This is a genomic window from Luxibacter massiliensis, from assembly GCF_900604355.1.
Classification (GTDB): Bacteria; Bacillota; Clostridia; order Lachnospirales; family Lachnospiraceae; genus Luxibacter; species Luxibacter massiliensis.
Map to the genome: position 1 here is coordinate 3,601,998 of NZ_UWOE01000001.1, position 26,334 is coordinate 3,628,331.

Sequence of the window (26,334 nt, forward strand, 5' to 3'; positions counted from 1 at the left end):
CTCCTGACGCTGCGGAGTTTTTTGACCCTCTCTTTAAGGCGTGAAAAAGTATTTCTAAGCTCCCCATACTGGAAATCTCCTCCATATATAATATCTATCTCAAAGCAGAAAAAATTATTCGACCTTCATCATCCGATATCCGACCCCAATATGGGTTTGGATATATTGGGCCGAATTAGGTTCTCTTTCAATTTTCTTTCGGAGTGTTGCCATGAAAACACGCAGAGAAGCAATATCGTTATCCCAACTGCTGCCCCAAATGTTCTGGGTTATAAAAGTATGTGTCAGAACCTTGCCCACATTTTTTGACAATAAACAAAGCAGCTTGTATTCGATGGGTGTTAAATGCAATTCTTCTTTATTTAGATACGCACATCCCGCCGCATAGTCAATACGGAGCATTCCATTTGTAAAAACTGAAGCCTCTGCAGGAGATTCTTTCTGCATCATAATAAGCCGTCTCTGGGTTACACGGAGCCGCGCAAGCAGTTCCTCGACGGAAAACGGTTTTGTAAGATAGTCGTCTGCTCCCGCATCTAAAGCATCAATTTTATCTGTATCCTCGCTTCTCGCGCTGATGACAATAATAGGTACATTGGACCATGTGCGGATTTTCCGTATAATTTCAACTCCGTCGATATCCGGCAACCCTAGATCAAGCAGGACGATATCGGGATTATGGGACGAAGCCTCCAAAATCGCTGATTCACCATTAAATGCCGTGAGATAACGGTAATCATGTGCTTTTAAGGTTGTTGTCATTAGATTTCTTACAGACGTATCATCTTCTACAACTAATATTAATGGCTTATTCATGAATTTGTACCTCCCTTATTGGTAATGTAAAGGTAAACACTGTACCCTTAGGTATATTATCAGAAACGGTGATTTTCCCGCCATGGGCGTTAATAATGGATTTGCACAATGACAGCCCAAGCCCTAAACTGCGGCGGCTGTCCGCTATTTGATTGGCGCCGCTGTAAAACATATCGAATACTTTTTCCTTGGCTTCATCTGGGATCCCTTCGCCGTCATCGGCTATAGACACAACAGCATTCTCCCCCTGCTGCTCTGTCCGAATTACAATATGGGAGCCTTTGGGAGTATATTTAATGGCATTGTCCACTATATTGATAATCACCTGGACAATAAGCTTGACATCCATTTTTGCAAGAAGAAACTCCTTCTTACTTTCAACGGTAATATGGTGCTCCACACTTTTACGGCTCACATGGTGCAAAGCCTCTGCAACTGCATCATCTATTAAATCCTCTGACATTGTAAAATTCAGCCTGCCCTCCTCAATCCGCGTTACGGCAAGGATGTTTTCAACCAAATTAATCAGCCACATAGAATCGTCATAAATATCCATGTAAAGCTGCTTTTTCGTATCCGGATCAAAAGAATCTCCATTGGAAATAAGATTACTTGCATTGCCTGATATAGAAGTTAGCGGTGTCCGCAGATCATGGGATATTGCACGAAGTAAATTTGCACGGAGCTGCTCATTCTTCGCCAAAACCGCCGCCTCTTCTTTTTCTCGGGCATTTTTTTTATTTTCCAAAGCTAATGCACATTCGCCTAGAATAGACAGCAAAATACTTTTTTCAAAGGAGTCCAGCGGCTGGCTGTTAATCACAATTCCTACAACGCCATACACATTACTGTTGACCCGAACTGCAAGGTACAGGCATTTTGCGTTGGAAAGGGTTTCTGTGGTTGCCCCCGCATGTTTGTTGTTTTTTAACACCCACTGGGCGACGGCCCTTTCATTCTCAGAAGTATAGCATTTATCTAAAGCTTCCTCTGCCGCCGGAAAAATATGGGGTTGTCCGAGACTTTCATTTTCTGCCAGATAAAATACAACGTCCTTGCCTAACAGCTTAATAAGCTGATTTGCAGTGGATGATATTATATCACCCTGGCTGCCTGACTGCTGTAAAAGTTGATTTGTATCAAAAAGCACCTTTGTACGGTATGCAGCCTGTACAGACTGCCTGGCGTGGTTTTTGAGGCGCGTGGCAAGGGATCCGGTTAAAAAAGCCGCCAGGAACATAATGATAAATGTAAATGGATAACCCTGGTCGTAAGCGTGCAGTGTAAATTTTGGCTCAGTGAAGAGAAAGTTAAAAACCAAAACGCTTACAATAGAAGAAATCAGGCTATAAATCTGATGTTTTGTAATCACAGCAGTCACAAGTACCCCGAGCACATAGACCGTAATAATATTAGCTTCTGCAAAGCCTAGATTTTGAAATATAGTACCGATTAAACTAGATACAATCAAAATACCAATACACTTTATAATATCAAGGCCTGAAAATATAATACTGTTTTTCCGTCTTAATTTTTTTGCCCGGTAAGCAGACGTACCAGAAACAGCGTCAGGTATGATATGGACATCCAGGTTTGAGGCGTCGGCAATCAACTTTTCCGTTAAAGTCAGCTTGCTAAACAGATGCCTCCTTGCGCCAGAACTTCTTCCAATAACAATTTTAGACACACCAGATAAACGGGCAAACTCTGCAATCTGAAATGGAACATCCTCCCCGTAAACTGTTTCTATTTTTGCCCCAAGCTGTTCAGCAAGGCGCATATTGATGCGTAACCTTTTCCTGTTTTCTTCATCCATAGATGAAAAGTCCGGTGTTTCAACAAACAGTGCGGTAAACGCACCGCGGAAAGCCTTTGCCATTCTTGCAGCGGTGCGGATAATTTTCCCATTGGAGGGGGAAGAGGAAAGACAAACCAGAATATGCTCATCTGTATAGTAGTCGCCATGGCTTTTAATCCTTGCATTTTCTGTCAGCAGGTTCACTCTGTCAGCACACCGGCGCAGCGCTATTTCTCTAAGTGCTGTCAGATTTTCCACAGTAAAGAAATTTTCAACTGCCTGTTTGGCCTGTGCCTCCTGATAGACATTGCCAGCCTGGAGCCGATTGATTAAATCCTGTGGTTCAATGTCCACCAGTTCCACCTGATCCGCCCGGTCAAATACAGAATCTGGGATACGTTCCCGCACAAAAACCTCTGTAATGGAAGCCACCATATCATTCAGGCTTTCAATATGCTGTACATTGACTGTGGTATATACGTCAATTCCTAAATTCAAAAGTTCCTCAATATCTTGATAACGCTTCGTATGCCTGCATCCTTCAGCATTTGTATGTGCAAGCTCATCTACAAGAAGAAGCTGCGGCTTTCTCCCTATAGCTGCGTCAATATCAAATTCCCGGAGTCGGATCCCATTATGGTACATACTCCGTGCAGGAAGCACTTCCAGCCCACTTAAAAGAGCTGCTGTCTTGGGACGTGCGTGGGGTTCAATATAACCTGCCACTACATCAACGCCATGCCTCTTGGCAGCATGGGCCGCCTTCAGCATAGCATAGGTTTTTCCAACACCTGCGGCATATCCAAAAAAGATTTTCAGATGCCCTCTTTTTTGGTTTTCCTCTTCCTGGCGGATTACCTCTAATAGTTGGTCTGGATTTTGCCTGCCCATATCCATATATTCACCTCCTACTACAATAGAACATTATAATTCAAAATCAATAGTTTTGAAAAGGGGGCCCTTTGGGTATGCTAAATGTGAAAACACTTTTGAATATCCTTCATATTTCCAAGTACAAGTATTGTATTTTCTTCTAGGAAGTGTATACCTGAAGTAATGTTCATATTCATTGCGCCATTATGTTTCAACGCCATTATGTTTATATTATATTTTTTCCGTATATCCAGCTGCCCAATCGTTTTTCCTACCCATCCCACCGGTACGGTTATTTCAAAAATAGCATGTTCATTGTCCAGCTCTATGTAATCCATAATATGGTCGGCGCTATATCTGATCGCAGTCCAGTGGGCAAGCTGCTTTTCGGGATAGACAACCTCATCTGCGCCATTACGGTAAAGAAACTTTGCATGGACATCTCTGGCCGCGCGGGATACCACCATTTTTGCCCCCAGCTCTTTGAGCAGCGAGGTTGTTTCCAGTGAACTCTGAAAATTATCTCCAATAGCAACAATACACACATCAAAATTCCTGACTCCTAGAGATTCCAAAAATTCCTCATTCGTGGCATCTCCAATCTGCCCATTGGTTACAAAGGGAAGGACAGAATCAACCCGCTGTTCTTCTTTATCTATAGCCAGCACCTGATGGTGCAATGCATCCAGCTTCATAGCAATATGCCGCCCACATGAGGCGCTGCAATTGCCTCCTGCATAATGCTCCGCTGCATAAGGCCAATTTTCCGCCCTGAAATCATTGCAATGGAAATTGTCACAGTTACAACTCCCATACCCCCTATCTGAATCAGCAATAATATAACTGCCTGTCCAAATAATGACCAGTAAGTTGCTGTATCATGTATTACCAATCCTGTTACACATACGGCAGAAGTGGATGTAAATAAAGCGTCCAAAAAGGAGGCTCCATGTCCATTGTAAGTAGAAATAGGTAACATCAAAAGAAAACTGCCTAACATAATCACGGAGAAAAAACCCAATATAATCACTTGCCATGAAGTAATATGCCTATGCCTGCTGTTTTGTTTTATCTGCATTATGAATACCTGTGCAATCTTAATATTGTCTTTGTGACTTCTTTATTCTATCTTTATTGGTGTAAAATGCGCATAAGTAATTTTAATCTCATATTAAGATTGCATAAAGAAAGGCAGAAGAAAGAATCCTCCTGCCTTTCTGACGAATATCAGACTGTTTCTAAGCTACATAGACAGAATCCCGTCCAACATCAGGTTTACCTCCAGGACATTAACAGTTTCCTCACCGAACAGCCCTAAAAATCTGCCGTCCGTGCATTTTTCAATAATTTCCTTGACACCGTCTTCTGTCATATCATTTGCTTTTGCAATCCGTGCTATCTGATATTCTGCCGCCGCTGGGGAGATATGGGGGTCAAGTCCGCTGCCGGAACAAGTCACCAAATCAACAGGAATTGCTGTTTCATCCATATCCTGGTTGGCAGCACGGAGCATTTCTACACGTTCAGCTACCAGTTCCCTGTACTCCTCACTTGCCGGACTTACATTTGACGGTGTGGCATACATCAGTGTTTTGCCGTTTTCATCCTTGTAAGTAGACACATCGATATTCATTATACGCCCCCACATATGGGACTCATCTGTATATTGCTGGCCCAGCAGCTCACTGCCATATTTCTTACCATTTACTTCGATAATACTGCCGTTTGACTTACCCGGAAATATAAGCTGTGCAATGCCAGTCACAGCTCCTGTATAAACTACGCCGCAAAGTACAGTAAAAATCAGAAATATAATGGCTGCTTTGGGCAGCACACATTTAATTGTTTTCATTGTCATACCTCCTTACGCCAGTCCAAACAGAACCAGTACCATATCAATCAGCTTTACAAAAATAAATGGCGCTGCAAGGCCGCCCAAGCCATAAATCAGCAGGTTGCGGGACAGTAGCTTTCCTGCCGGAACCTCACGGTATTTTACACCCTTTAGTGCCAATGGGATCAGAGCAATGATGATCAATGCGTTATAAATAATGGCAGAAAGCACCGCACTCTGCGGGGAATGCAGCTTCATAATATTCAATGCAGACAGACCCGGATAAAGTCCCATAAACAGAGCAGGGATAATGGCGAAATACTTTGCCACATCATTTGCAATGGAAAAGGTAGTCAGACTGCCTCTTGTCATTAAAAGCTGCTTGCCGATGCGGACAATATCAATCAGCTTTGTAGGCGAAGAATCCAAATCCACCATATTTCCGGCTTCCTTCGCCGCCTGTGTGCCCGTATTCATGGCCACAGCCACATCTGCCTGCGCCAGAGCCGGTGCGTCATTCGTGCCGTCACCTGTCATGGCTACCAAATGTCCCTTAGACTGGAAATCCCGGATCATTTGAAGCTTGCCCTCCGGCGTTGCTTCTGCAAGAAAATCATCAACACCTGCTTCTGCAGCAATGGCTGCCGCAGTCATTGGGTTATCGCCAGTTATCATAATCGTCTTAATTCCCATTTTCCGGAGGTCAGCAAACTTCTCCTGTACACCCTGCTTAATAATATCTTTTAAATGAATGACACCAAGAATTTTGTGGTTTTTAGCGACCACCAACGGTGTACCGCCCTGTCTGGCAATATCCTGCACAATTTTGCCGCACTCATCAGAGTAGGTCCCGCCTGCATGGGACACATATTCGTGAATAGCCTCAGCCGCGCCCTTACGTATCTCGTCTCCGTCATAATCCACACCACTCATACGGGTTTTCGCAGTAAAAGGAATAAAAGTCATATTTTTATCAGAAAGACTTCTGCCCCGGATCCCAAATTTTTCTTTTGCAAGGATTACAATGCTGCGTCCCTCCGGTGTTTCATCGGCAAGTGAGGAGAGCTGTGCAGCATCGGCAAGCTCTGATTCACTTGTGCCGTCAATGGGGATAAACGTGTGCGCCTGCCGGTTTCCCAGAGTAATCGTACCTGTTTTATCCAACATCAGAATATCCACGTCCCCTGCGGCTTCAATTGCTCTGCCGCTCATAGCCAGCACATTTGCCTGATTCAGCCGGCTCATGCCGGCAATGCCAATAGCCGAAAGTAATGCGCCAATGGTAGTAGGCGCAAGACAAACAAGCAATGCGACCAACGTGGTGATGGAAGTAGGGTTCTCAATACCTGCCTGCTTTGCCGAGAAAGCAGAATATGTATAAAGGGACATCGTAACCAGTATAAAGATGATGGACAGCGCTACAAGAAAAATCTGTAACGCAATTTCATTTGGTGTCTTTTTACGCGCAGCTCCCTCCACCATGGCAATCATTTTATCCAGGAAGCTCTCACCGGCCTCACTTGTAATCTGTACTACAATCCAATCAGAAAGTACCGTAGTGCCGCCGGTGACAGCACTCCTGTCCCCGCCTGCCTCGCGGATAACTGGCGCAGACTCACCAGTAATGGCGCTTTCATCCACAGATGCGGCCCCCTCTACAACCTCCCCATCTCCAGGAATCTGTTCACCAGCTTTGACAATAACAAAATTACCTTTTTTCAACGTGACAGAAGAAACAGTAGTGATTTGCTCTTTCTTTTCAGGAGAAGTAATTTTATGGGCCTCTACATCCTTTTTTGCAGCGCGGAGAGAATCAGCCTGTGCTTTTCCCCGCCCCTCTGCAATGGCCTCAGCAAAGTTTGCGAAAATACAAGTGAACCATAAAATAACCCCAATAGTCAATGTATATCCACTGGATGCATCCTGCCACCCAAACAGAGATACAATCCAAAGTCCTGTGGTCAGTACTGCTGAAATATAAACTAAAAACATAACAGGATTCTGTACCTGTATCTTTGGATTTAGCTTTATAAATGAATCTTTTACAGCTCTGCCAAACATCTTTTTGTCGGCAAAAGTACTATTTTTTTTTGATTCCATGGAAGCGCCTCCTTAAATCATATTACTAAAAAATTCCGCCAGCGGCCCAAGTGCCAGCGCTGGGAAGAAACTCAGCGCACCGACAAGCAGAACGACGAAAATTAGCAAAAACACAAACATACCGTTTGTTGTGGACAGTGTTCCTGAGGTTGCTGCAATTTTCTTCTTTCCCCCAAGGCTTCCCGCAATCGCCAGTGTCCCTATAATCGGCAGGAACCGGGCGAACAACATAACAAGGCCCAAAGAAACATTTAGGAATACAGTATCCGCGTTAAATCCCGCAAATGCCGAACCATTATTTCCGCCGCAGGAAGAGTATGCATACAGAAGTTCGGAAAAACCATGTGCCCCCGTATTATTTAAGCTGTCCCCAATACCGGGAACAACTGCGGCAATTCCACTGCCGATTAATATAGCAACTGGTGTCGCAAGGCAGACCAGTACAGACCATTTCATTTCATATGGCTCAATCTTCTTGCCGAGAAATTCCGGCGTTCTTCCCACCATAAGCCCTGCAATAAATACGGTCAAAATGGCAAATGCAAGCATACTATAAAGTCCACAGCCTACACCGCCAAAGATAACCTCTCCAAGCTGTATTAGAAGCATTGTTACCATGCCGCCCAGCGGTGTGTAGCTGTCGTGCATGGAATTGACAGAACCGTTGGAAGCAGCTGTAGTAAATGCTGCCCAGGTAGAGGAGGAGGCAATACCAAACCGAGTTTCTTTCCCCTCCATATTACCCCCTGCTTGATTTACCATGGAAATATCTACATTTCCATCCTGTGCAAGCTGTGGCGTTGCAAGCTGTTCACTGACAGCAATAGAGCTAACTGCTATAACAAGGCAGATAAACATTGCCATAAAAATTGAAATGCCCTGCTTTTTATTATTGACCGCTTTTCCAAATGTAAAGCATAGGGAGGCAGGAATTAAAAGCAGTGAAATCATCTCAATAATATTTGTAAAGGCATTTGGGTTTTCCAGCGGATGTGCAGAGTTGACCCCCATATACCCGCCTCCGTTTGTTCCGGTCTGCTTAATTGCCACCTGACTTGCAGCAGGCCCCATAGGGACAAACTGCTGGGTTACAATATCAGCATCTCGGACGGCCTTTCCATCAACCTCTACCGTCCCAGTCCCAAGATCGATTTCTGCATTTTCTAAGACTTCCCCATCTGCACTGACCGCAATAGGCTCGACAAGGGACACAGTTTCCGCGCCCTTCAAATTTTGAATAACACCGCCCCCCACCAGCAGCAATGAGACTACAAGGTTAAGTGGAATCAAGATGTAGATAACTATTCTTGTAATATCAGCCCAAAAGCTGCCCAACCCATCGCTTTTCACTTTAATAAAGCCACGGATCAGCGCAAATAAAACAGCAATGCCAGTAGCTGCAGATACAAAGTTTTGTACTGTCAGCCCAACTGCCTGGGTCAGATAACTTAATGTAGATTCACCGCTATATGCCTGCCAGTTTGTATTAGTAATAAAGCTGGAGGCCGTATTAAACGACAAATCCCATTTTACGCCCGGCAGTCCTTGGGGATTACCCGGAAGGACACCCTGGAGAAGCTGCAAAAGAAACAAAAAAATAAAACCAATGCCAGAAAAGATAAGTACTGAAACAGTGTACTTTTTCCAGCTCATCTGCTCTTCCTTATCTACATGCATGACTTTATAAACGGCATTTTCACAAGGTATAAATATTCTGGATAAAAAAGTTTTTTCGCCATTCATTACTTTCTTAATATAACCCCCAAAAGGAATTGCAAGTATCACGAGAATGGCAAGATAAAGTATGTATTGAATCACTGTACTCATTATCGCGAATCTCCTTTCATCAGAATATAGACATAGTAGATTAGCAGTGCTGCAGCACATAGGCCAATAAGTCCCACAATTACACTCATAAGTTTTCCTCCTTTGCTTTTGCAATTCTAACACTGCTCAGATTAAAATGGGATTAGCAGAAGCAGCGTGAAATTAAGATTTTATAAAGATAATTACAGCCATCCGCAAATCCACGCTATGGGAAAGGTAATCAGATCCTCCTTACGTCTGTAAAAATAGCATAGGAGAAATTAAAATGGGAAAAAGGATTACGGGATTAAAATTAAGATAATCTAAATAAGAAAAAAGCACAGGGGACTGAAGTCTATGCAGTTCTCCCGTACTTTTTATTTTATACAGCCATATTCATTTTAAATTTATTTCAGTGTTTCTTCTGTGATTTCAAACTGGTATGTTGTCAGACTTGCCTTTAGCACGGCTTTTATGTCCCCATTTATTCTTTCAATTATAAGGCTGTCGCCCTCGCTCTTACAAATACATTCCTCTCCATGGAATGCTTTACAGCGATTTCTAAATAACATCAAATCTCTAATCTTTTGCACAACAGCTCTATTTGCAAAATTTTCATCCACCTCTTCTACGCTGTAATAATGTCGATTGATGTTTCTTCCTTCCTTTGTATTCTCCAATAACTCCAAATCATTTTCACCGGCCAGCATTCCTACATAGTAAATTTGTGGGATTCCCGGTGCAAAAAATTGAATTGCTCTTGCAAGAAGATACGCATCGTCATTATTTCCCAGTGCAGAATAAAAACTGCAGTTGATCTGGTAAATATCTAGATTGTTATATTCAGCGCTGCTGTATTTTTTCTTTACATTTGCGCCTTTTTTATATAATTTCTCTTTTGTTTCCTCAATCTCTTCTGGTGTGAGAAGATCTACAACATCTACTACTCCGATTCCATCATGAGTATCCAATGTAGTCATTTGTTTTCTTGGGCAAATCTCCAGCCAATGTTTCAGCCGTTCTCCTCGATGCATATACAACGCATGTAAAACAAGCATGGGGAGCGCAAAATCATATACCCAGAAACCTTTATCAGCAATTCTGGATTGAATTGAATAATGTTCATGAATTTCCGGAAGAATATCCACATTATATTCTTTTGCTGTCTTTTCAATACTGTACAGTAGATTCCACATCTCCGGTTCTACAAAAAAGCAGCTTGTATCTGCCTTTTTTACCGCATAAGCAAATGCATCTAGGCGAATCACCTTTGCACCATGCTCGCACATAAAACGAATGGTTTTTTTAATAAACTCTTTTGTCTGTGGATTGGCAACATTCAGGTCAATCTGTTCTTCTCCAAAAGTGCACCAGATTTTTTCAGTTGTTCCATCACCAAATGTCAGGCTGACATATGGAGCTTTCGGTTTTCTTTTATAAATTTTATCAATCTGCTCTTGTGTCGGTTCTCCCCCCTCCCAGAAGTCTTTATAGCGGATAAATAGACTTTTGTACTCCGATTCTTCTTTTTTTTCTTTGAAATCTAAATAATATGGAGAATGTGCGGAGATATGATTGACCATAAAATCATACATCAAATCATATTTCTCTCCCATTCTTGTCAAATCTGAAAAATCGCCAAATTTTTGGTCTACTTTGTCGTAGCACATCGGTGCAAATCCCCGGTCTGCTGAGGAGGGAAAAAAGGGTAATATGTGAACACTTCCGATTGCACCCTCATAATATTTATCTAAGATCATTTCTAACTCTTTGAAATTTTTCCCCAGACTATCTCCATAAGTAATGAGCATAACCTGATTCTTCATATATCTCCAGCTCCTATCATATTCTTTTACTCGTTCTGTTTGACTTGTCTGAATATTATGCCCAGCTTTGTACTTCCATCTTTATTTCCTTATTCGGATTCGCCAGTGCCTCATCCATTTTCAAACAAATATACATATCCTGCAAAGCTTCCTTCAAGCTGTAAAAATCTATTCCGGTCTCCAAGTACTCTCCCATTTTCAACATACAAGTAGCCACTGCTATTTCATCATCGTTTAGGCGCGCATTGATAAATGGCGTTTTATATAGGAATTCCTCTCCAAGCATAATTCCATAATGAGACCATTCCTGATTATTGTATACACCCAAGTCAATTCGATTGAGCTCTGCTGTCACAGGAACATTTTCTTTTGTAAGATAACGTACGGTAAGATCATCTATTTCTCCTCGTACTCCCTGAACAGAAAGCTGTCTTGTACGGATAAAAGAATGATACTGTACCGGATCTGCAAAATCAAAAAATGCAACTTTTCCATTTTCAAACTCCATGGTCAGACGGTCACGCGAGCATTTAAATACTTCACCATCAAATTCCATTCCATCCCGCCCGCATGTTTCCGTTACATCAAACCAGAATTTCTTTCCATAAATCACTGCATTTTGAAACCCTACGTTTAAATACCGACGAATCATACTCGCACCATGATATCCATGAAGTGCGGAGATATTTATATTTTCCACTTCTCCTATTTTGCCAGATGCAATCACTTTCCCCCATGCCGCATATAATGGCTGTACAAAATACTGCTCCGCAACCTGAATTTTTCCCTTATATGTTTGATATGCTTCCCATACACTATCTAACGCCTCTACGTCCTCCCCCGGCGGCGTCTCGCACAATACTGGAATACCCGCTTCGAATAGCTTTGGGAGATACCCAGAAATAATTCCTCGTTTTATCGCAAGTACGACATAATCTGGACTCTTCTTCTGAATCCCCTCTATTGTCTGTACCACAGACACACCATAAGTTTGGCTGAACTTTTCTCCTTTTATTTTATCTCTAATCAATACATCTGTTAATTCAAACATATCCGGAACAGCTTTCGCAATACGAATATAAAACTGTGCTCTCCACCCGGAACCAATTACTGCAAATTTAATTCTCTTCATTTTTATAATCTCCTACAAAACTCTATACCTTACGGCACTTTATATCCACGGGATGCTTCGAGAATCCGGTACCACTCATCATATGATAGCTGTACCTCTAATGCGCCAACCGCATTTTTTACACGTGCAATATTCATAGTGCCTGTAATAGCCGCAATTTTAACCGGATGAATAAACAGCCATGCATACATAATTACATCCATTGTTGTATTATGAATCTCCGCAATCTCTCCAATTGTTTTCCGTAAACGAACAGACTGCTCATCCTCTCCGGCAAATACACTTCCTCCACCCAGTGGCGACCATGCCATAAGCGGCGTTTTTCTTGTAAATGCATCATCTGTCACACCATTGAAAAAGTTTTCTGTTGTCTTTACAGATAATTCCACCTGATTCACTGCAATGGGTGTTTTCATATAACTCTGAAGCATACTAATCTGAGATGGCATGAAGTTTGAAACTCCTACGCTTAAAATCTTTCCTTCCCGAACTAGTTCATCCAAAATCTCTGCTGTCTCAGCAGGATCAGCCAATGGATCCGGACGATGTACTAAAAGAAGATCTATATAATCTGTTCCAAAATTCAGCAGAGATGCCTCCAGCTCTTTTTTTATTTCTTTTCTTGTAGATTCATAATAAATAGTCTCATTTCCATTTTTTCCTGGCAAAACAATTCCTGTTTTTGTAACAATTTGCATTTTCCCACGAAGTTCCGGCCTTTTTCTTAAAACCGTATCTCCAAACAGTTTTTCACAAGTATATCCTCCGTAAACCGGTGCGTGATCAAATGTTGTCACGCCCATATCAATACACTCTTCTGCAAATTTCAGAAAGACATCTCCTTGCACTCCCGCGTCAGCCGCACGCATACATCCTGCTACAACCTGTGATATTTCAAGTTTTTCTGTTATATTTATCTTCTTCATCTTTTCATTTCTCCTTCATAGTTCTATTTTTGACTTATTCTTTTACTCCACCTGTAGTTAAACCAGCAATAATTTTCTTTTGGAAAATTAGCACAAGAATAATCAGCGGAACTGTTACAATAACAGATGCCGCCGCCATGTCTCCCCACGGCATTTCGTAATTACTTGGGAACATCGCAATGCCAACGGGCACTGTACGCATCTCATCATTTGTCATAAATGTCAATGCATAAATATATTCATTCCACGCATTGATAAATACAATCAATGCTACTGAGAAAATTGCCGGTTTAATTAACGGCAGCATAATCCGGAAAAAAATTCCTGCACGGGAACATCCATCAATTGCTGCCGCCTCCTCAAATCCACGCGGAAGCTGAGAAAAAAAGTTCGTCAATAGCCAGATACTCAGCGGCAATGCAAATGTAATATATGGAATTATCAAACCTGCATATGTATTCAATAGTCTAAATTGCTTTAAGAGGAGATAAATTGGACTCAATGTGGCTATTGTAGGAAACATGGAAATGCTCAGAATTGCCATCAGCATAAATTTCTTTCCCCTAAATCGCAGTCTAGAAAGCGCATATGCTGCAGAAGCCCCAATTAAAATACTCAATACCGTAGTAAGCAATGCGACAATAAAACTGTTTAGTAAATATTTTGCAAAAGGATGTTTCTCAAATACATTAAAGTAGTACTGAATATTGACTTCACTTGGAATCCATTTTGCCGGAATTGCTGAAATCTCCGTCATCGGTTTAATAGATGTAAGGAACTGCCATATAAAAGGAAGAACTATGATTCCAACAAAGGCGATTACAAAAAGATAAAATAACATCTGCCTAACTATATATAGTGTCCTCTTGTTCATAAATACTCCCTCCTCTATCGGTCTGTCAACTGGTCTCCCATGGCTCTCATATATAGGAGACTGATAATAAATACAATCACAAAAATCATAACTGACATTGCCGAACCATATCCAAAATCCAAGAATTTCATTAAATTATTATATGCATATAGCGAAACACTTTCCGTATTATTCGCTCCGCCTGTCATAACCGAAACAAGGTCAAATACACGGAAAGCATCTAAGGTTCTAAATAGAAGTGCAACCATAACGGTCCCCTTTACATTTGGAAGTGTTACATACAAGAAACGTTGAATAATATTTGCCCCGTCAATTTTTGCTGCTTCATATAAGTCTTCTGAAATCATCTGAAGACCTGCTAATATCAATAAAGCCATATACGGAGCTGTTTTCCAAATGTCTGTAATAACAAGCGCCATAAATGAACCGTCCGCTGTACTTAGCCATGCTTTATATCCGTCAATTATGCCTAATTTATATAAAATATCATTGAACAGACCATATTGGTCATTATAGATAAACTTCCACATCATTGCTGATACCGATGTAGGGATCGCCCAAGGAATCAATATCGCTGCCCGTACCAAACCTTTTCCTTTAAACGCTTTATTCATAATCAGTGCTGCGGTAAATCCTATCAGAAGTTCAAAAAAAACCGTAGTTACTGTAAATTTCAATGTAAAAATAACTGAAGCAATTGCTCTCTCATCTGTAAATATTTTCATATAGTTTTCCAGACCAATAAATGGATACCCGCTTCTCGGATCTGTCAGCACCATCTCGTGGAGGCTCAGCCAAAATGTTCTGAGGATGGGGTATACTGCTACTATTGCAAGAACAATAATCGCAGGTGCCATCATAATCCACGCATCTCTGCTCTCCGTTTTTTCAAGGGAGCTATATTTCTTCTTTTTATTTATCATGATTACGCCTCCTCTGGTTTATTGCACAACTTATATTTTTTCAGAGACCACATATTCTGTGGCCTCTGTCTGTTTCAATTTATAACATGGCTCTCATCCTAAAATCCTTTACTCTTCACTTCCAAGTTCTTCTAATTCCTTCTGCAAAGTATCCAGCGCCGCTTTCACTTCGGCCTCTCCGGTAAGCGCCTGATGTACATTTCTCTGAATTGCATCTGAAAGTTTTGCATATTCCGGTGATGCAGGTCTTGATTTACCTGTCATAATAATGTCATAGAAATCAGCATAAAACGGAATTTCTGCTAAGATTTCTTCATCTGTATATACAGATCCGACAACTGGAGGCTGTGAGGAAATCAATGTCATCTCTTTCTGAGTTTCTGCACTAGTCATATATTTAATAAATTCAACTGCCGCTTCTTTCTGTTCATCACTGATTGCATTATTTACAACAAGATCTAATCCGCCAAGACATGTATTGGACTCTGTTCCTTTTGGACCAACCGGCAGTTTTGTTGCAGCGATTTTTCCTGTTACCTTTGAGCCTTCATCCTGGCCGCTTGACCAGAAGCCAGACCAGTCACGGATAAAGAGACACTTTCCCTCTTTAAATACCTGCTCACTCTCTGTTTCTGCGTATGTTGTAACACCTTCCGGTGCATAATTATCTGCCAGTTTTTTCATAATCTCTGTTGCTTCAATATTGTTTTCTGAATTTGCAATAGGAGTTCCGTCTTTATCCAAAATGTCTCCGCCATTGCCCCATACATACTCTACCCAGTTTGTAACAAGAGCTTCAGACTGTGCTGCCTGGAAATCTGCACCATATTCAATACCATTGGTTCCAACTGCCCTATCTGCAAGCTCCATCCAGCCTTCCCATGTTGTAGGAACTTCAGCTCCAAGAGCTTCCAATACATCCTGACGATAGAATAATACACTGGAGTTTGTAAACCAGGGAGCTGCAACCAGTTTTCCTTCATAAGTTGCTCCTGCAACAGGTCCTTCCAACATTCCCTCTGTATCAAGTTTATCTGTCATATCCATAAGCCAACCCGCTGATGCAAACTCTGCTACATAAACTACATCCAGACCCATGATATCTATACTTGTGTCACTGGAAGCAAGCTTGTTTACAAAATCATCATGTACCTGATTTGCATCCTGGGGGAGTAAAACAGTTTCAACAGTAATTTTGTCCTGACTTTCATTGAACGCATCTACAATTTTCTGAGTAGGCTCCCCTACACCCTGATCAAATGAAAATCTCAGAGTAATTTTTCCATCCGCTGCTTCCTTACCAGAATCACCATTTCCGCCTGAACCACATGCCGCCAATGATAATGTCATCATTGCTGCCATCACACATGCACCAAGTTGCTTCATTCTTTTTTTCATTGCTATTTCCTCCTTAAAATAAAAGATTTATTTGCTTCCCCTTTCGGGTGAATGCTCCAAAATAAATTTTATGTAATAGGAAAAGGATTTCCTATTACCTATAAAAAAGTACTTATATAATATTTATTTTTGTACTTATATTGTTTATTTTTCCTTGATAATATGATATATATCAATATTTTTTCAGGAAAAGGATTTCCTACTTATGATTTTGAAAGAGCTGTATCTAAACAGCTCTCTTTTTTGTTACTCTATCAATGCCTTATTTCCGAAAAGCTTTTACTGTTCCCCGCCGGATAATCTTGTGATTCACATAGTGTACAGACGGCTCTTTCTTTTTTCCGCTCATATACTTTAACAATTCCCGGGCTGCTTTCCCCCCCTCTTCATAATAAGGAATCCGTATTGTTGTAAGCTCCGGCCTGAAATAAGTAGCATACTCTAAATCATCAAACCCCACTATCGAAATTTCTTCCGGCACATTTACACCGCAGCTGCTCAAAAACTGAATTGCACCTATTGCAATCAAGTCGCTCCCTGAGACAACTGCTGTTGGTAAAATACTGCTTTCTTCATATATTCTTTTCATTCCTTCATAGCCGCCTGCAAAGGAAAATGGAACCTGCTCTATATAGGAGTCTGGAATTCCCGCGCCCATCTCTCCCATTGCTTTTTTATATCCATTCAAACGCTTCTGCCCTGAAGAATAGTCATACTCTGGGCCACCTAGATAGGCGATTCTTTCATGTCCATTCTCCTGAAGAAATTTCACAGCATCATACAGTGCCTGTACATTATCATGGGTAACTGTCTCTATCCGGCATTCTTGTAAAGATGATTCCTGTGTAACAAGAACAACTGGATAATCCTTTTTCCCCATTGCTTCAACCAATTCTTGATTGACATTGACGCCTGCAAACAGTACACCGTCAATCTGCCGATCCTCCAAAATATGCAATAATCTTAGTTCGTTTTCTAACTCTCCCTGGGATTCACATACCATAATCGTATATCCCTTTTTAGAACAGACACTGTTAATTCCTTTTGTCAAAGCACCAAATACAGCATTGGATATGTCCGGTACAATTACACCGACAATATTTGTTTTTTTTGTAATCAATCCCTGAGCTAAAATGTTTGGCGAATAATGATTTTTCTTTATTACTTGATATACCTTCTCACGAAGATCCGGACTAACCGGTTTCGTATTATTCATTACCCGCGAAACTGTAGATATTGACACACCAGCCTCTTTGGCGATATCTGCAATCGTTACAGCCATATTTCCCTCCCAATATTAAACAGGAGTTTCCCGCCTAAAAACTGTTCACCATAATCTTTCCTCTGCGGGAAAACGCTTTCCTATTAGTGCCATGATAACATCGTCCCAATAAGCCGTCAACGGATTTCTACTATTTATTCGCTTTTTATATAGTTTTCACAACTTTTTTCTGTCTTTCTTGTCTATTATTACAAGTTAAACCTTTTTATTGCTCTTTCAATTTTCATTTTTATATAGGCTGCGTATCCTCTACACAAGTTTGGCCAGCAAACTTTTATAAGCTAACCAATGCCTTAAAAACCATAGTTCCGTTTCTTTTTAAACTTTTAATAAAAAATACCACTTCTATTTCTATGAATCATACATTATGATAAGTCCAAATCTTAAAAAAAAAGTCAAAGGCCTCGATGCAGGCATCGGGGGATCAGACCCTCGCGGCAGTCGCCGAATGAACATGTAAACATGTCCGCTTGGCTCGTTCCCCGCACAAATAAAAAAACGCCGAAAACCTTGAAAAATCAACGTTTTCGACGGAGTTTCTGGCGTCGCTAAGAGGATTTGAACCTCCGACCTACCGCTTAGGAGAAACCACAACCAAATCAACCAGCGTATAACAAAGACTCCTCTAATGTCCTGGAACGCCCTATTTTCCTGGACATTTTAGCCTTTTGAAACGGGATGGAATAACCTCAAGTTCCATCTCGTTTCTTCTTGTATCCTGGTGTGAAATTAGCAGGTTGTTAGCAGCAAACGGACTGGAATCCGGTACATCCGCCATTTGATTAGCAGATTGTACCACCTCTCAGGAACGCCGACACGCAAAACTAGACATTCTGAATTTTACCCGTAATAAAATAACGTGTCATCTGAAAAATATATGATATTATATAATTTCTCATATAAAATCTTACCACACCGTACCTGAAAACACAAATATTTTAAGCAAAGGAGAGCCCTTATGGAATATCAATTAGAACTCAAACAAATCGTAGATTTTCCACGCTGCCGGATCTACCGCAACTTCATACAGACCTTATTAAATGACAGGAGCATCCGAACCACCGGAGGCTCTTTTCTTTTCTGGTATCTGATTCTTTGCTCCTACGCCAATTACAGCAATTCAAACCGGCGCATGGAGCAGCTCACTTATACGCTCTCACCTGGAGAATGGATCTGCAGCATCTCAGAACTGCAGGATTGGTTTCGCTGCCGGTTCCAACATCAGGCCATATCCATCCTGAAGCATCTCCAGGAGGAAGGCTGCATTACCTATTCCCTGCTGGAGAAAAACCGTCTGGTCAAATTCCAGATTACCGACTGGCAGAATGATAATACTGCCCTGAAATACAATTATCCCTGCAAAAAGGATACTGGTTTCTTCTTTTTCCCTATTGGAAAAGCTCACAAGCTGATCCAGGCAGGCAAATGCTCGGAGATGGACATTCTGCTCGACCTGTGGATCCACGCTGTATACAATGATCCGTCTGTCCTCTGCTCTGACACCGGCCCTGTCGTTTATTATCGGAATAATACCGGTTCCCCTCTGACCAGCTTCCAGACACTGGGAGATCGTTGGGGACATTCTAAACCTACTGTCTCAAGGCTATTAAAAAAGCTGGAGAAGATGAACCTGATCACCCTGGTATCCTTCCGTGGAAATCACGGGAGCATGATATACCTAAACAATTACCTTTCCATTATGTTTAACATCAGCGACGTACTGATTGACAAGGAGGAGATCGCCATGAAAATGAAACTGCCGATTTACATTCCAAAAGAAACACCTGCAGAGGAACCCGCAGAACCAGAGTCTGTGTGCGTACCAGAAACGGTGACGGATGAACAGATTACTGTTTCAAATCCCATTCCCTGCGTTCCAATTTCGCACATCCGCTACATGGTCAAAAAAGTCGCCAAACTCCTGGATACACAAGGGATTTCCTGCTGTCACTGTCCACGGACCAGGTATATATTATCTCCTTTATCAGACTGCAAGGATAGTATACCTGTAATTGGTCTAAATATTATCTGCCCCTTTGGAGCCGCAAACTACCGGTTTGAGCTGACCATAGAACCCAGGTCGGAGTCTGCAAAGCTGGAGCCTGAAAAGAAGACCGGACAGCAGCACCGAACCGTACTGGCGAACACTGCCCTTCCGAAAGAGAGCAGGACAGGACAGCGGGCTAAAAGGATGCACAAGATGGAACCACCGGAAATCTTACTGCCGGATCTTCCCCCGCAAGTACCGGAAAATCCGGGAACCGGAAGTCAGGAAGGAGGTGATCTGTATGCCGAAGCGTAAAGGACAGGACTTTCCAGCACCGGAAGAAAATCCCCGGTTTCATGATACGTACCAGTTCCTGCGCCGTTACCGGGATGCCACATACAGCCTGAAAGTGGTCGTTCACCAGATGGAGAACCAGTTCAAGGTGCAGTACGGTTCCAGCATTGATGAGTTCCTGGACTCCATTTATGCAGCCGGGGCAGACCTGGCAGGAAGTGATATTGCGGAACGTGCCAAAAGCATTGAGCGGAGCAACCGGATGCTGAAGCTGCTGGAGTCTTCCGTAGATCTTCTGCGGAATAACCACAAATACGGGGAGCAGTATTACTGGATCCTCTACTATGCCTTTCTTTCTCCACAGCAGCTGAAGAACACGGAAGAAATCCTGGAAAAGCTGGAGCAGCACATTCCCAATATCTCCTACCGTACTTACTACCGGAAACGCCACCTGGCGATAGAAGCTCTGAGCAGCATCCTCTGGGGCTATACGGCAAAGGAAACCATAGACACCCTGAATAAATTCTTCCCGGAGTAGGAAGTGGCACAGCTCCGGCATAGGATTGTCCCGGTTCTGCGATTGCAGGGTAAATTTACCCATGCTACAATAGGTATTGCTTATAGTTTTCTTTTTACAGCACCCTCGGCGGTGCTTTTTTTGTACCCATAAACCAACGCTGACTGCTGTACGTACAGCCTACATATATAATAAGTAGAAATTTCTACGTATGCTCTACGTACAGCACACGCACATTCTATTGAACGGAGGAAATCCGGCATGAAAACAAGAGATCAGATATACCACAGGGAAGGAGAAAAGCTCCTGCGCTTCCTGACCACCTACCATGCCCTGAAGTATGAGCAGGTAATGAAGATGTTTGGTAACCAGGACTCCATCAAGTCGCTGATCACCAGCCTGGTCAAGCAGGGGAGGATTTATCATGATAAGGAAGCCGGCCTGTTATGTGACAGCCCGGAGGCTGCCAAAAACCCGGATCGAGGCACGATTGCCGCCTTCTGGGTTTTACTGGATTTTGAAAAGCCCATCGTATTCCATACCAGCGGGGATTTTCCTGTTAAACTTCACTTCTTTTCAGAGAATGAGGAATATGAAATCCTCTATGTGCCGCTGGAACAGGAAATTTTAGTGGATCATGTGATGAAATCCATTCCCCGCCACGATGTGTTGCGTCTTGTGATGCTGGAAAATATCCAGCAGGCGGCGAAACTCTCGATTGAAGGAGTGCTTGCTTTCTGTGTCGTGGATGACTCCGGCTCTGTCAGCTACTACGGAAGGAGGTAATACACCATTTCAAACCAGAAAATACTCTATGAACGGCTTGCGAAGCTGGAAGGAGAGATCCAGAAACTCAACAACACCGTTTTTGCCCTGAAAACCACTGATATTCGTACATATCCGGAAAACTACGGGGAGCTGAGTATGAACGCTGCGCTGCGTGCTGAGCGGATCGCCTGCCAGATGCGGAACCTGGTCTGTCTGGCCGCCCCGGAAAAACGGGGCGGATATTTAAAGGATGCGGCTGATGCCCAAGGGATTGAGATCTGCCAGGACGAAGATCTGATCTCCATTACGCTTCCGGGCCTGCTTCCCAAAAGAAAGCAGCACGTCAACGCTGCCTTTCTCCATGAGCCGCTGAACTATGCGCTGCAGAACTACCTGACGGTCCATTCCCTTCCCCTGTACCGGGAATGTGTGGTCTGCTTCAGCCAGATCTATGACCGGAACGGCCCATTTGACCGGGTACGTGATTACGATAACCTGGAGTTCAAACAGCTTCTGGACACGATTGCCACCTATATCATGGTGGATGACAGCGGGCTTTACTGCGACTCCTACCACACCACGGAGCTGGGAGATACGGATCATACTGTCATCTATGTGATGGGAAAATCCCGGTTTCCCCAGTGGCTGAAAGGACGAAAAAACGAGATTGAAACCATATCGGAAATTTCATGATTTTTCCATCATTTTATCCGACATTGGTAAAACATCCTTTGAAAGCAGGAAATCCCTGCTTTTTTTGTTTGCCGGGAAGCACAACTTTTTACCCAAGTACAGACTTACATGGGTAACTACCGGAAGGAGGGGTGACTGATTTTGTATCCTTCTACCTCCCAGAAATACAGGCTCTTGGAAATGGTCGCTCTTAGTGGGGAATTTCCTGCTGACCAGCTTACCCGTCTGATCCCAAGCCCCTCTTATGGAGAAAAGCTCATTACAGAGTTAAAGGCACAAAAACTGCTGCGGACTCACTATCGGGATCATTTAAGGGGCTATCGTCTGACCGGACGGGCTAAACAGATGCTCCTTGCTCAAAATCCGGAGCGTTTCCGTGACTTCCTCACCGGGAATACCGAAACCAATCAGGTCCGAAGCGAAGTAACCCGTCGGCTGCGTCTGTACCAGAAAGCAGAAACCTATCTGACTCTCCTAAGCGCCGGCATCCCGTTCTTTGCTGACCAGAAACCGGATATTTTCAGGGAAGGCCGCGAAGCCGGTATCCTCACTATGGGGAACCTGCCCCTTTTTTACTCATCACGGGAGTTTAAGCACATCGGTTCAGAGGCAACCAAGATCAGAAATTCCCGGAGCATGGGGGTGCTGCTTGCTCCCCACTGTGCCTATGCACTGTATAACACCGGTGACCATGTACTCAAGTGGGAATACCGGACAGAGGTACGGCTGAACGCCTTCCTGCAGCATTACCTGCAGGATTTCCCCTATACGGGACATCCGAAAGTCCGGGCGATCCTGACCGGGAAGGACATGGACACCGCTTACCAGCTCCTGACCAGTACCGGCGGATACAAAAAGAGTCTGTTTGTAGCGGATACATCCTATGAACACTTTCACTATCTGCCAAACACACCGGAAGGTGAAACGCTTTTGAAACTGCTGGTCCGGCCACGGCTCATGAAACAGCTGGACCAGTTACTGTTATCCGATTTAGGTTCCCGGCAGCCAGACCTTCCCATCGACCATGATGGGGTGGACGCTTCCGGGAACCCTGCGGTTCTTGCATATGATTTTGACTTGCACCGAATTAACCGATTCAATACCGGGCTGAATGTATATGGCAGAAAGGGGATGATGATCTGCTTTGATTTCCAAATCCCCTGTCTAAAACGGTATCTGACCGCCGACATTCGGTTCTCCAGTATTGACCTCACTAAGTTTAGAAAGGGGTTTTTGCATGAACCGTAAATGGTGGAAGCTCATTTATCTGCTTCCCATCAGCCTCTGCACCTTATATGCAGGCGGCTATATCGCTCAGTTTATCCGAAACTATCGCATCTGGACTGCCGCTGGTAACACGCCGGGCAATGGCAGTTCCCCACAGATGCCATCCCCGCATCCGGCAGCCTGTTTCCAGGCAGTCACCGATTTTCCGTATAACCTGCATGGGATTGGGATCTGCCTTGTGGTATTTGGGCTGCTGATTTTTTTGCTCATGCGAATGGGCTATGACCGCAACGGCGAAGTCGCAGACCGGGAACGGAACCTGAACTACTCGACCAAAGGAACCTATGGAACCTCCGGTTTCATGACGCCGGAGGAAATGCATAAAGTCCTGGAGCTGACTTCTGATGTAAAGAAGAGCAAAGGCACCATCTTAGGCAAGCTGAACGGCAAAGCCGTCTGCCTGCCCTACCACACCTATATGAATCGGAATGTGGCAGTCTACGGCTCCAGCGGCTCCATGAAGAGCCGTGCCTATGTCCGAAATGCTATCTTCCAAAGTGTTGCCCGCGGAATTGACGGACCAGGAGAAAGTCTCATCATTACCGATCCGAAATCCGAACTCTATGAAAGTATGTCCGTGTATCTGGAGAATGAAGGCTATACCGTCAAATGTTTCAACCTGGTCAACCCGGAAAACTCCGACAGCTGGAACTGTCTTATGGAGATTAACGGGTCTGAGACAATGGCTCAGGTCTTGGCGGATGTCATCATCCAGAATACCGGCTCTGCTAAAGGGGATCATTTCTGGGATAATGCGGAGATGAACCTGCTGAAAGCCCTGGTTCTGTATGTAGACCAGGGTTTCCCGCCGGAAGTCAAAAATATCGGACAAGTGTACAAGCTGCTGACTATGAGTTCCGAGAAAGAACTGAACAGCCTGTTTGACTTGCTCCCGGTATCCCATCCGGCAAAAGTGCCTTACTGCATCTATAAGCAGGCCAGCGACACAGTGCGCTCCGGCGTCATCATCGGGTTGGGCGCCAGGCTGCAGGTGTTCCAAAATAAGCTAATCCGGCAGATCACCTCCTATGACGAGATCGACCTGACACTGCCAGGCAAGCAGAAATGTGCGTATTTCTGCATCACCTCAGACCAGGACAGCACCTTTGATTTCCTCTCCTCCCTGTTCATGACTTTTATCTTTATCAAGCTGGTCCGTTTTGCGGACAAAGAGGGGAAGGACGGAAAGCTGCCGGTTCCGGTACATATTCTAGCGGACGAGCTGGCCAATACCGGCGCCATTTTGGAGCTGAATAAAAAGATTTCTGTTATCCGGAGCCGAAACTTAAGCATTTCCTGTATTTTCCAGAATCTGCCCCAGATGCAGAACCGGTATCCGCTGAACCAATGGCAGGAAATTATCGGGAATTGTGACAGCCAGTTATTCTTAGGCTGTACCGATGAAGTGACCGCCACCTTTATATCCAACCGGTCCGGAGATGTGACGGTTGGAGTCAGCAGCGAAGCGAAGCAGCTCAATTCCTGGCGGGTGTCGGACTACACGCCGGAGTACCGGCAGACCAGATCCATCGGGAAGCGCAAGCTCTTAACACCGGATGAGATTCAGCGGCTGCCCTTAAATAAGGCACTTATCATCCTGCGGGGACAGAAAATCCTGGAAGTGGAGAAATACGATTATACGCTCCACCCGGATTCCAAAAAACTGATTCCAAGAAAGGCGGCAGACCATGTTCCCCAGTGGCGGGCGATGGCCGAGCAGGAAGAATACGACTATACACCGACTCTTGCGGAGAATTTAAAGAAAAAGCCCCGGCCTGGCCGCAGCGGCAGACGCCCTGCCTTTCCCTCTCAGGAGAAACCGCTTCGACGGGAACCGGACAAACACGCTTACCCTTCCGGGCAGCCGGAAGAGCTTAGTGACCTGCCGGAAGAATTTCCGGAGTTTCCAGAGGAGATTGTTCCGCTGGATAAAGATTCCATAATGTCTTGATTTATGAAAGGAGGCAGCTTATGCCAAACGAACTGAACCATGCAACATCTATCCTTACCCTGGACGCCGATGCTCAGCTGGAAACGCCGCAGTCCAAAGCGGATCTCATCTGGCACGAGATCCAGAACGCCTACCGCACCCGGAAAATCCTTACCGGGAAACTGGGCGGCATTGAAAAAACGGAGGCCGGCAGTCTGATTGCCATTGTCTACTATAAGGACTTCCGTACCGTCATCCCCATCTCGGAAATGATGCTGAATCTTGTCCAGGATAACGCCCACGATTACGGGGAACTTTCCCTGCGGCAAAACAAAATCCTCAATAATATGCTGGGATGTGAGATTGATTTTCTTGTGAAAGGATTAGATACCAAGACACGCAGCATTGTGGCAAGCCGGAAGGAAGCCATGCTGAAGAAACGCCAGATTTTCTATCTGGATACAGATGCATCCGGAAAGCCCAAGGTCTGCGAAGACCGCATCGTGCAGGCCAGAGTGATCGCTGTGGCAGAAAAGGTTGTCCGTGCTGAAATTTTTGGCGTGGAGACTTCCATCCTGGCAAGGGATCTGTCCTTTGACTGGCTGGGAGACGCCAGGGAGCGGTTCCGTGTGGGGGATCACATCCTGGTGCGGATCCTGGATGTAAAGGCAGAGTCTCCGGAGCAGATTACCGTCCATGCGGATGTCAAAAGCGTAGAAGGCAATACCAGCAAGGAAAACATGAAGAAATGCAAAGTCCAGGGCAAATATGCCGGTGTTGTGGAAGATATCCACAAAGGCACCGTATTCGTCCGGCTCTCGATTGGCGTCAACGCCATCGCCCATTCCTGCTATGATCCCCGTACCGTAGGAAAAAAGGATGAGGTATCCTTTGTCGTTACGCATATTGATGAGGAGCGCAATGTGGCGGTGGGCCTGATCACCCGGATTATCCGGCAGAACCTATAAAAAAAGCGGCAGCGCAACAAAGTGAATTTTGCAATATTGCCGTTTCTTTCCATATATTTTTATTGCTCATAGCGATGCGTCATGCTATACTATTCCGGTATAATTGAACCAGAAAGACGGATGCTTTTCGATCTTGCCCTCTAGTAAAAAAGGAGGGTGATGCCCATGACTATCACAGAAGTCCTGACTTTACTGTTAGTTATTTTTGCGGCTTTGACTTACATAGATAATCGACATAATAAGAAATAGCATCCTGTACCGTCCAAAGTCAAGGATGCTATTTCTATGAAATACTGAATTAA

At 43.8% G+C, this 26,334-nt stretch carries 20 protein-coding genes and 1 pseudogene; 7 read left to right on the plus strand and 14 right to left on the minus strand.

What is annotated here, in order from left to right:
- Positions 1-114 precede the first annotated feature (114 nt).
- The 14 genes and pseudogenes from EFA47_RS16790 to EFA47_RS16855 all read right to left on the minus strand — a co-directional run bounded on the left by EFA47_RS16790 (position 115) and on the right by EFA47_RS16855 (position 17,588).
- Positions 115-816: a response regulator gene (locus EFA47_RS16790; protein ID WP_122644291.1), complete on the minus strand. Its 702-nt coding sequence runs from the start codon at positions 814-816 to the stop codon at positions 115-117.
- Positions 809-3,511, minus strand: a complete 2,703-nt coding sequence (locus EFA47_RS16795; protein WP_122644292.1) for a sensor histidine kinase — start codon at positions 3,509-3,511, stop codon at positions 809-811. Before EFA47_RS16795 ends, EFA47_RS16790 begins: the two co-directional genes overlap by 8 nt.
- 74 nt (positions 3,512-3,585) lie before the next feature.
- Positions 3,586-4,182: a potassium channel family protein gene (locus tag EFA47_RS16800; RefSeq protein WP_122644293.1), complete on the minus strand. Its 597-nt coding sequence runs from the start codon at positions 4,180-4,182 to the stop codon at positions 3,586-3,588.
- A 2-nt stretch (positions 4,183-4,184) separates the two neighbouring features.
- Positions 4,185-4,565 (minus strand): annotated as a pseudogene (locus EFA47_RS16805) (potassium transporter TrkG); the annotation flags it as partial.
- A gap of 165 nt (positions 4,566-4,730) precedes the next feature.
- Positions 4,731-5,339 carry a potassium-transporting ATPase subunit KdpC gene (gene kdpC / locus EFA47_RS16810; protein ID WP_122644295.1) on the minus strand — a complete coding sequence of 203 codons (609 nt, stop codon included), beginning with the start codon at positions 5,337-5,339 and terminating at the stop codon, positions 4,731-4,733.
- A gap of 12 nt (positions 5,340-5,351) precedes the next feature.
- Positions 5,352-7,421, minus strand: coding sequence for a potassium-transporting ATPase subunit KdpB (kdpB, locus tag EFA47_RS16815; RefSeq protein ID WP_122644296.1), 2,070 nt, complete (start codon positions 7,419-7,421; stop codon positions 5,352-5,354).
- A 12-nt stretch (positions 7,422-7,433) separates the two neighbouring features.
- Positions 7,434-9,251 (minus strand): potassium-transporting ATPase subunit KdpA, encoded by a 1,818-nt coding sequence (kdpA, locus tag EFA47_RS16820; protein WP_408631209.1) that lies wholly within the window; start codon positions 9,249-9,251, stop codon positions 7,434-7,436.
- A gap of 383 nt (positions 9,252-9,634) precedes the next feature.
- Positions 9,635-11,053 carry a sucrose phosphorylase gene (gene gtfA, locus EFA47_RS16825; RefSeq protein WP_122644298.1) on the minus strand — a complete coding sequence of 473 codons (1,419 nt, stop codon included), beginning with the start codon at positions 11,051-11,053 and terminating at the stop codon, positions 9,635-9,637.
- 55 nt (positions 11,054-11,108) lie between these two features.
- Positions 11,109-12,185 carry a Gfo/Idh/MocA family protein gene (locus tag EFA47_RS16830; protein WP_122644299.1) on the minus strand — a complete coding sequence of 359 codons (1,077 nt, stop codon included), beginning with the start codon at positions 12,183-12,185 and terminating at the stop codon, positions 11,109-11,111.
- Between the two features lie 29 nt (positions 12,186-12,214).
- Complete coding sequence (locus EFA47_RS16835) at positions 12,215-13,111, minus strand: aldo/keto reductase (protein WP_122644300.1); 897 nt, start codon at positions 13,109-13,111, stop codon at positions 12,215-12,217.
- 34 nt (positions 13,112-13,145) lie between these two features.
- Positions 13,146-13,985, minus strand: a complete 840-nt coding sequence (locus EFA47_RS16840; RefSeq protein WP_122644301.1) for a carbohydrate ABC transporter permease — start codon at positions 13,983-13,985, stop codon at positions 13,146-13,148.
- Between the two features lie 14 nt (positions 13,986-13,999).
- Positions 14,000-14,908, minus strand: coding sequence for a carbohydrate ABC transporter permease (locus EFA47_RS16845; RefSeq protein ID WP_122644302.1), 909 nt, complete (start codon positions 14,906-14,908; stop codon positions 14,000-14,002).
- Positions 14,909-15,016: 108 nt separating this feature from the next.
- Positions 15,017-16,306, minus strand: coding sequence for an ABC transporter substrate-binding protein (locus EFA47_RS16850; protein WP_122644303.1), 1,290 nt, complete (start codon positions 16,304-16,306; stop codon positions 15,017-15,019).
- A 262-nt stretch (positions 16,307-16,568) separates the two neighbouring features.
- A complete protein-coding gene (locus EFA47_RS16855) occupies positions 16,569-17,588 on the minus strand; it encodes a LacI family DNA-binding transcriptional regulator (protein ID WP_122644304.1) in 1,020 nt (339 codons plus the stop codon).
- Positions 17,589-18,546: 958 nt separating this feature from the next.
- Between EFA47_RS16855 and EFA47_RS16860 the strand changes: the two genes are divergently transcribed.
- From EFA47_RS16860 to EFA47_RS16890, 7 genes are all read left to right on the plus strand, one after another.
- The gene (locus EFA47_RS16860) at positions 18,547-19,890 is read left to right on the plus strand and encodes a MarR family transcriptional regulator (RefSeq protein ID WP_235853290.1); all 1,344 of its coding nucleotides are present in this window, start codon (positions 18,547-18,549) and stop codon (positions 19,888-19,890) included.
- On the plus strand, positions 19,877-20,407 hold the full coding sequence (locus EFA47_RS16865) for a hypothetical protein (protein ID WP_054352627.1): 531 nt from the start codon (positions 19,877-19,879) through the stop codon (positions 20,405-20,407). Before EFA47_RS16860 ends, EFA47_RS16865 begins: the two co-directional genes overlap by 14 nt.
- 240 nt (positions 20,408-20,647) lie before the next feature.
- On the plus strand, positions 20,648-21,172 hold the full coding sequence (locus EFA47_RS16870) for a DUF5697 family protein (protein ID WP_054352626.1): 525 nt from the start codon (positions 20,648-20,650) through the stop codon (positions 21,170-21,172).
- A gap of 21 nt (positions 21,173-21,193) precedes the next feature.
- Positions 21,194-21,847: a DUF6100 family protein gene (locus EFA47_RS16875; protein ID WP_268888497.1), complete on the plus strand. Its 654-nt coding sequence runs from the start codon at positions 21,194-21,196 to the stop codon at positions 21,845-21,847.
- Between the two features lie 141 nt (positions 21,848-21,988).
- The gene (locus EFA47_RS16880) at positions 21,989-23,095 is read left to right on the plus strand and encodes a hypothetical protein (RefSeq protein ID WP_306438876.1); all 1,107 of its coding nucleotides are present in this window, start codon (positions 21,989-21,991) and stop codon (positions 23,093-23,095) included.
- Positions 23,085-25,085, plus strand: coding sequence for a VirD4-like conjugal transfer protein, CD1115 family (locus EFA47_RS16885; protein ID WP_087163219.1), 2,001 nt, complete (start codon positions 23,085-23,087; stop codon positions 25,083-25,085). The genes EFA47_RS16880 and EFA47_RS16885 overlap by 11 nt, the downstream gene beginning before the upstream one ends.
- A gap of 20 nt (positions 25,086-25,105) precedes the next feature.
- Positions 25,106-26,032, plus strand: a complete 927-nt coding sequence (locus EFA47_RS16890) for a hypothetical protein (RefSeq protein WP_054352625.1) — start codon at positions 25,106-25,108, stop codon at positions 26,030-26,032.
- Positions 26,033-26,334: the final 302 nt, after the last annotated feature.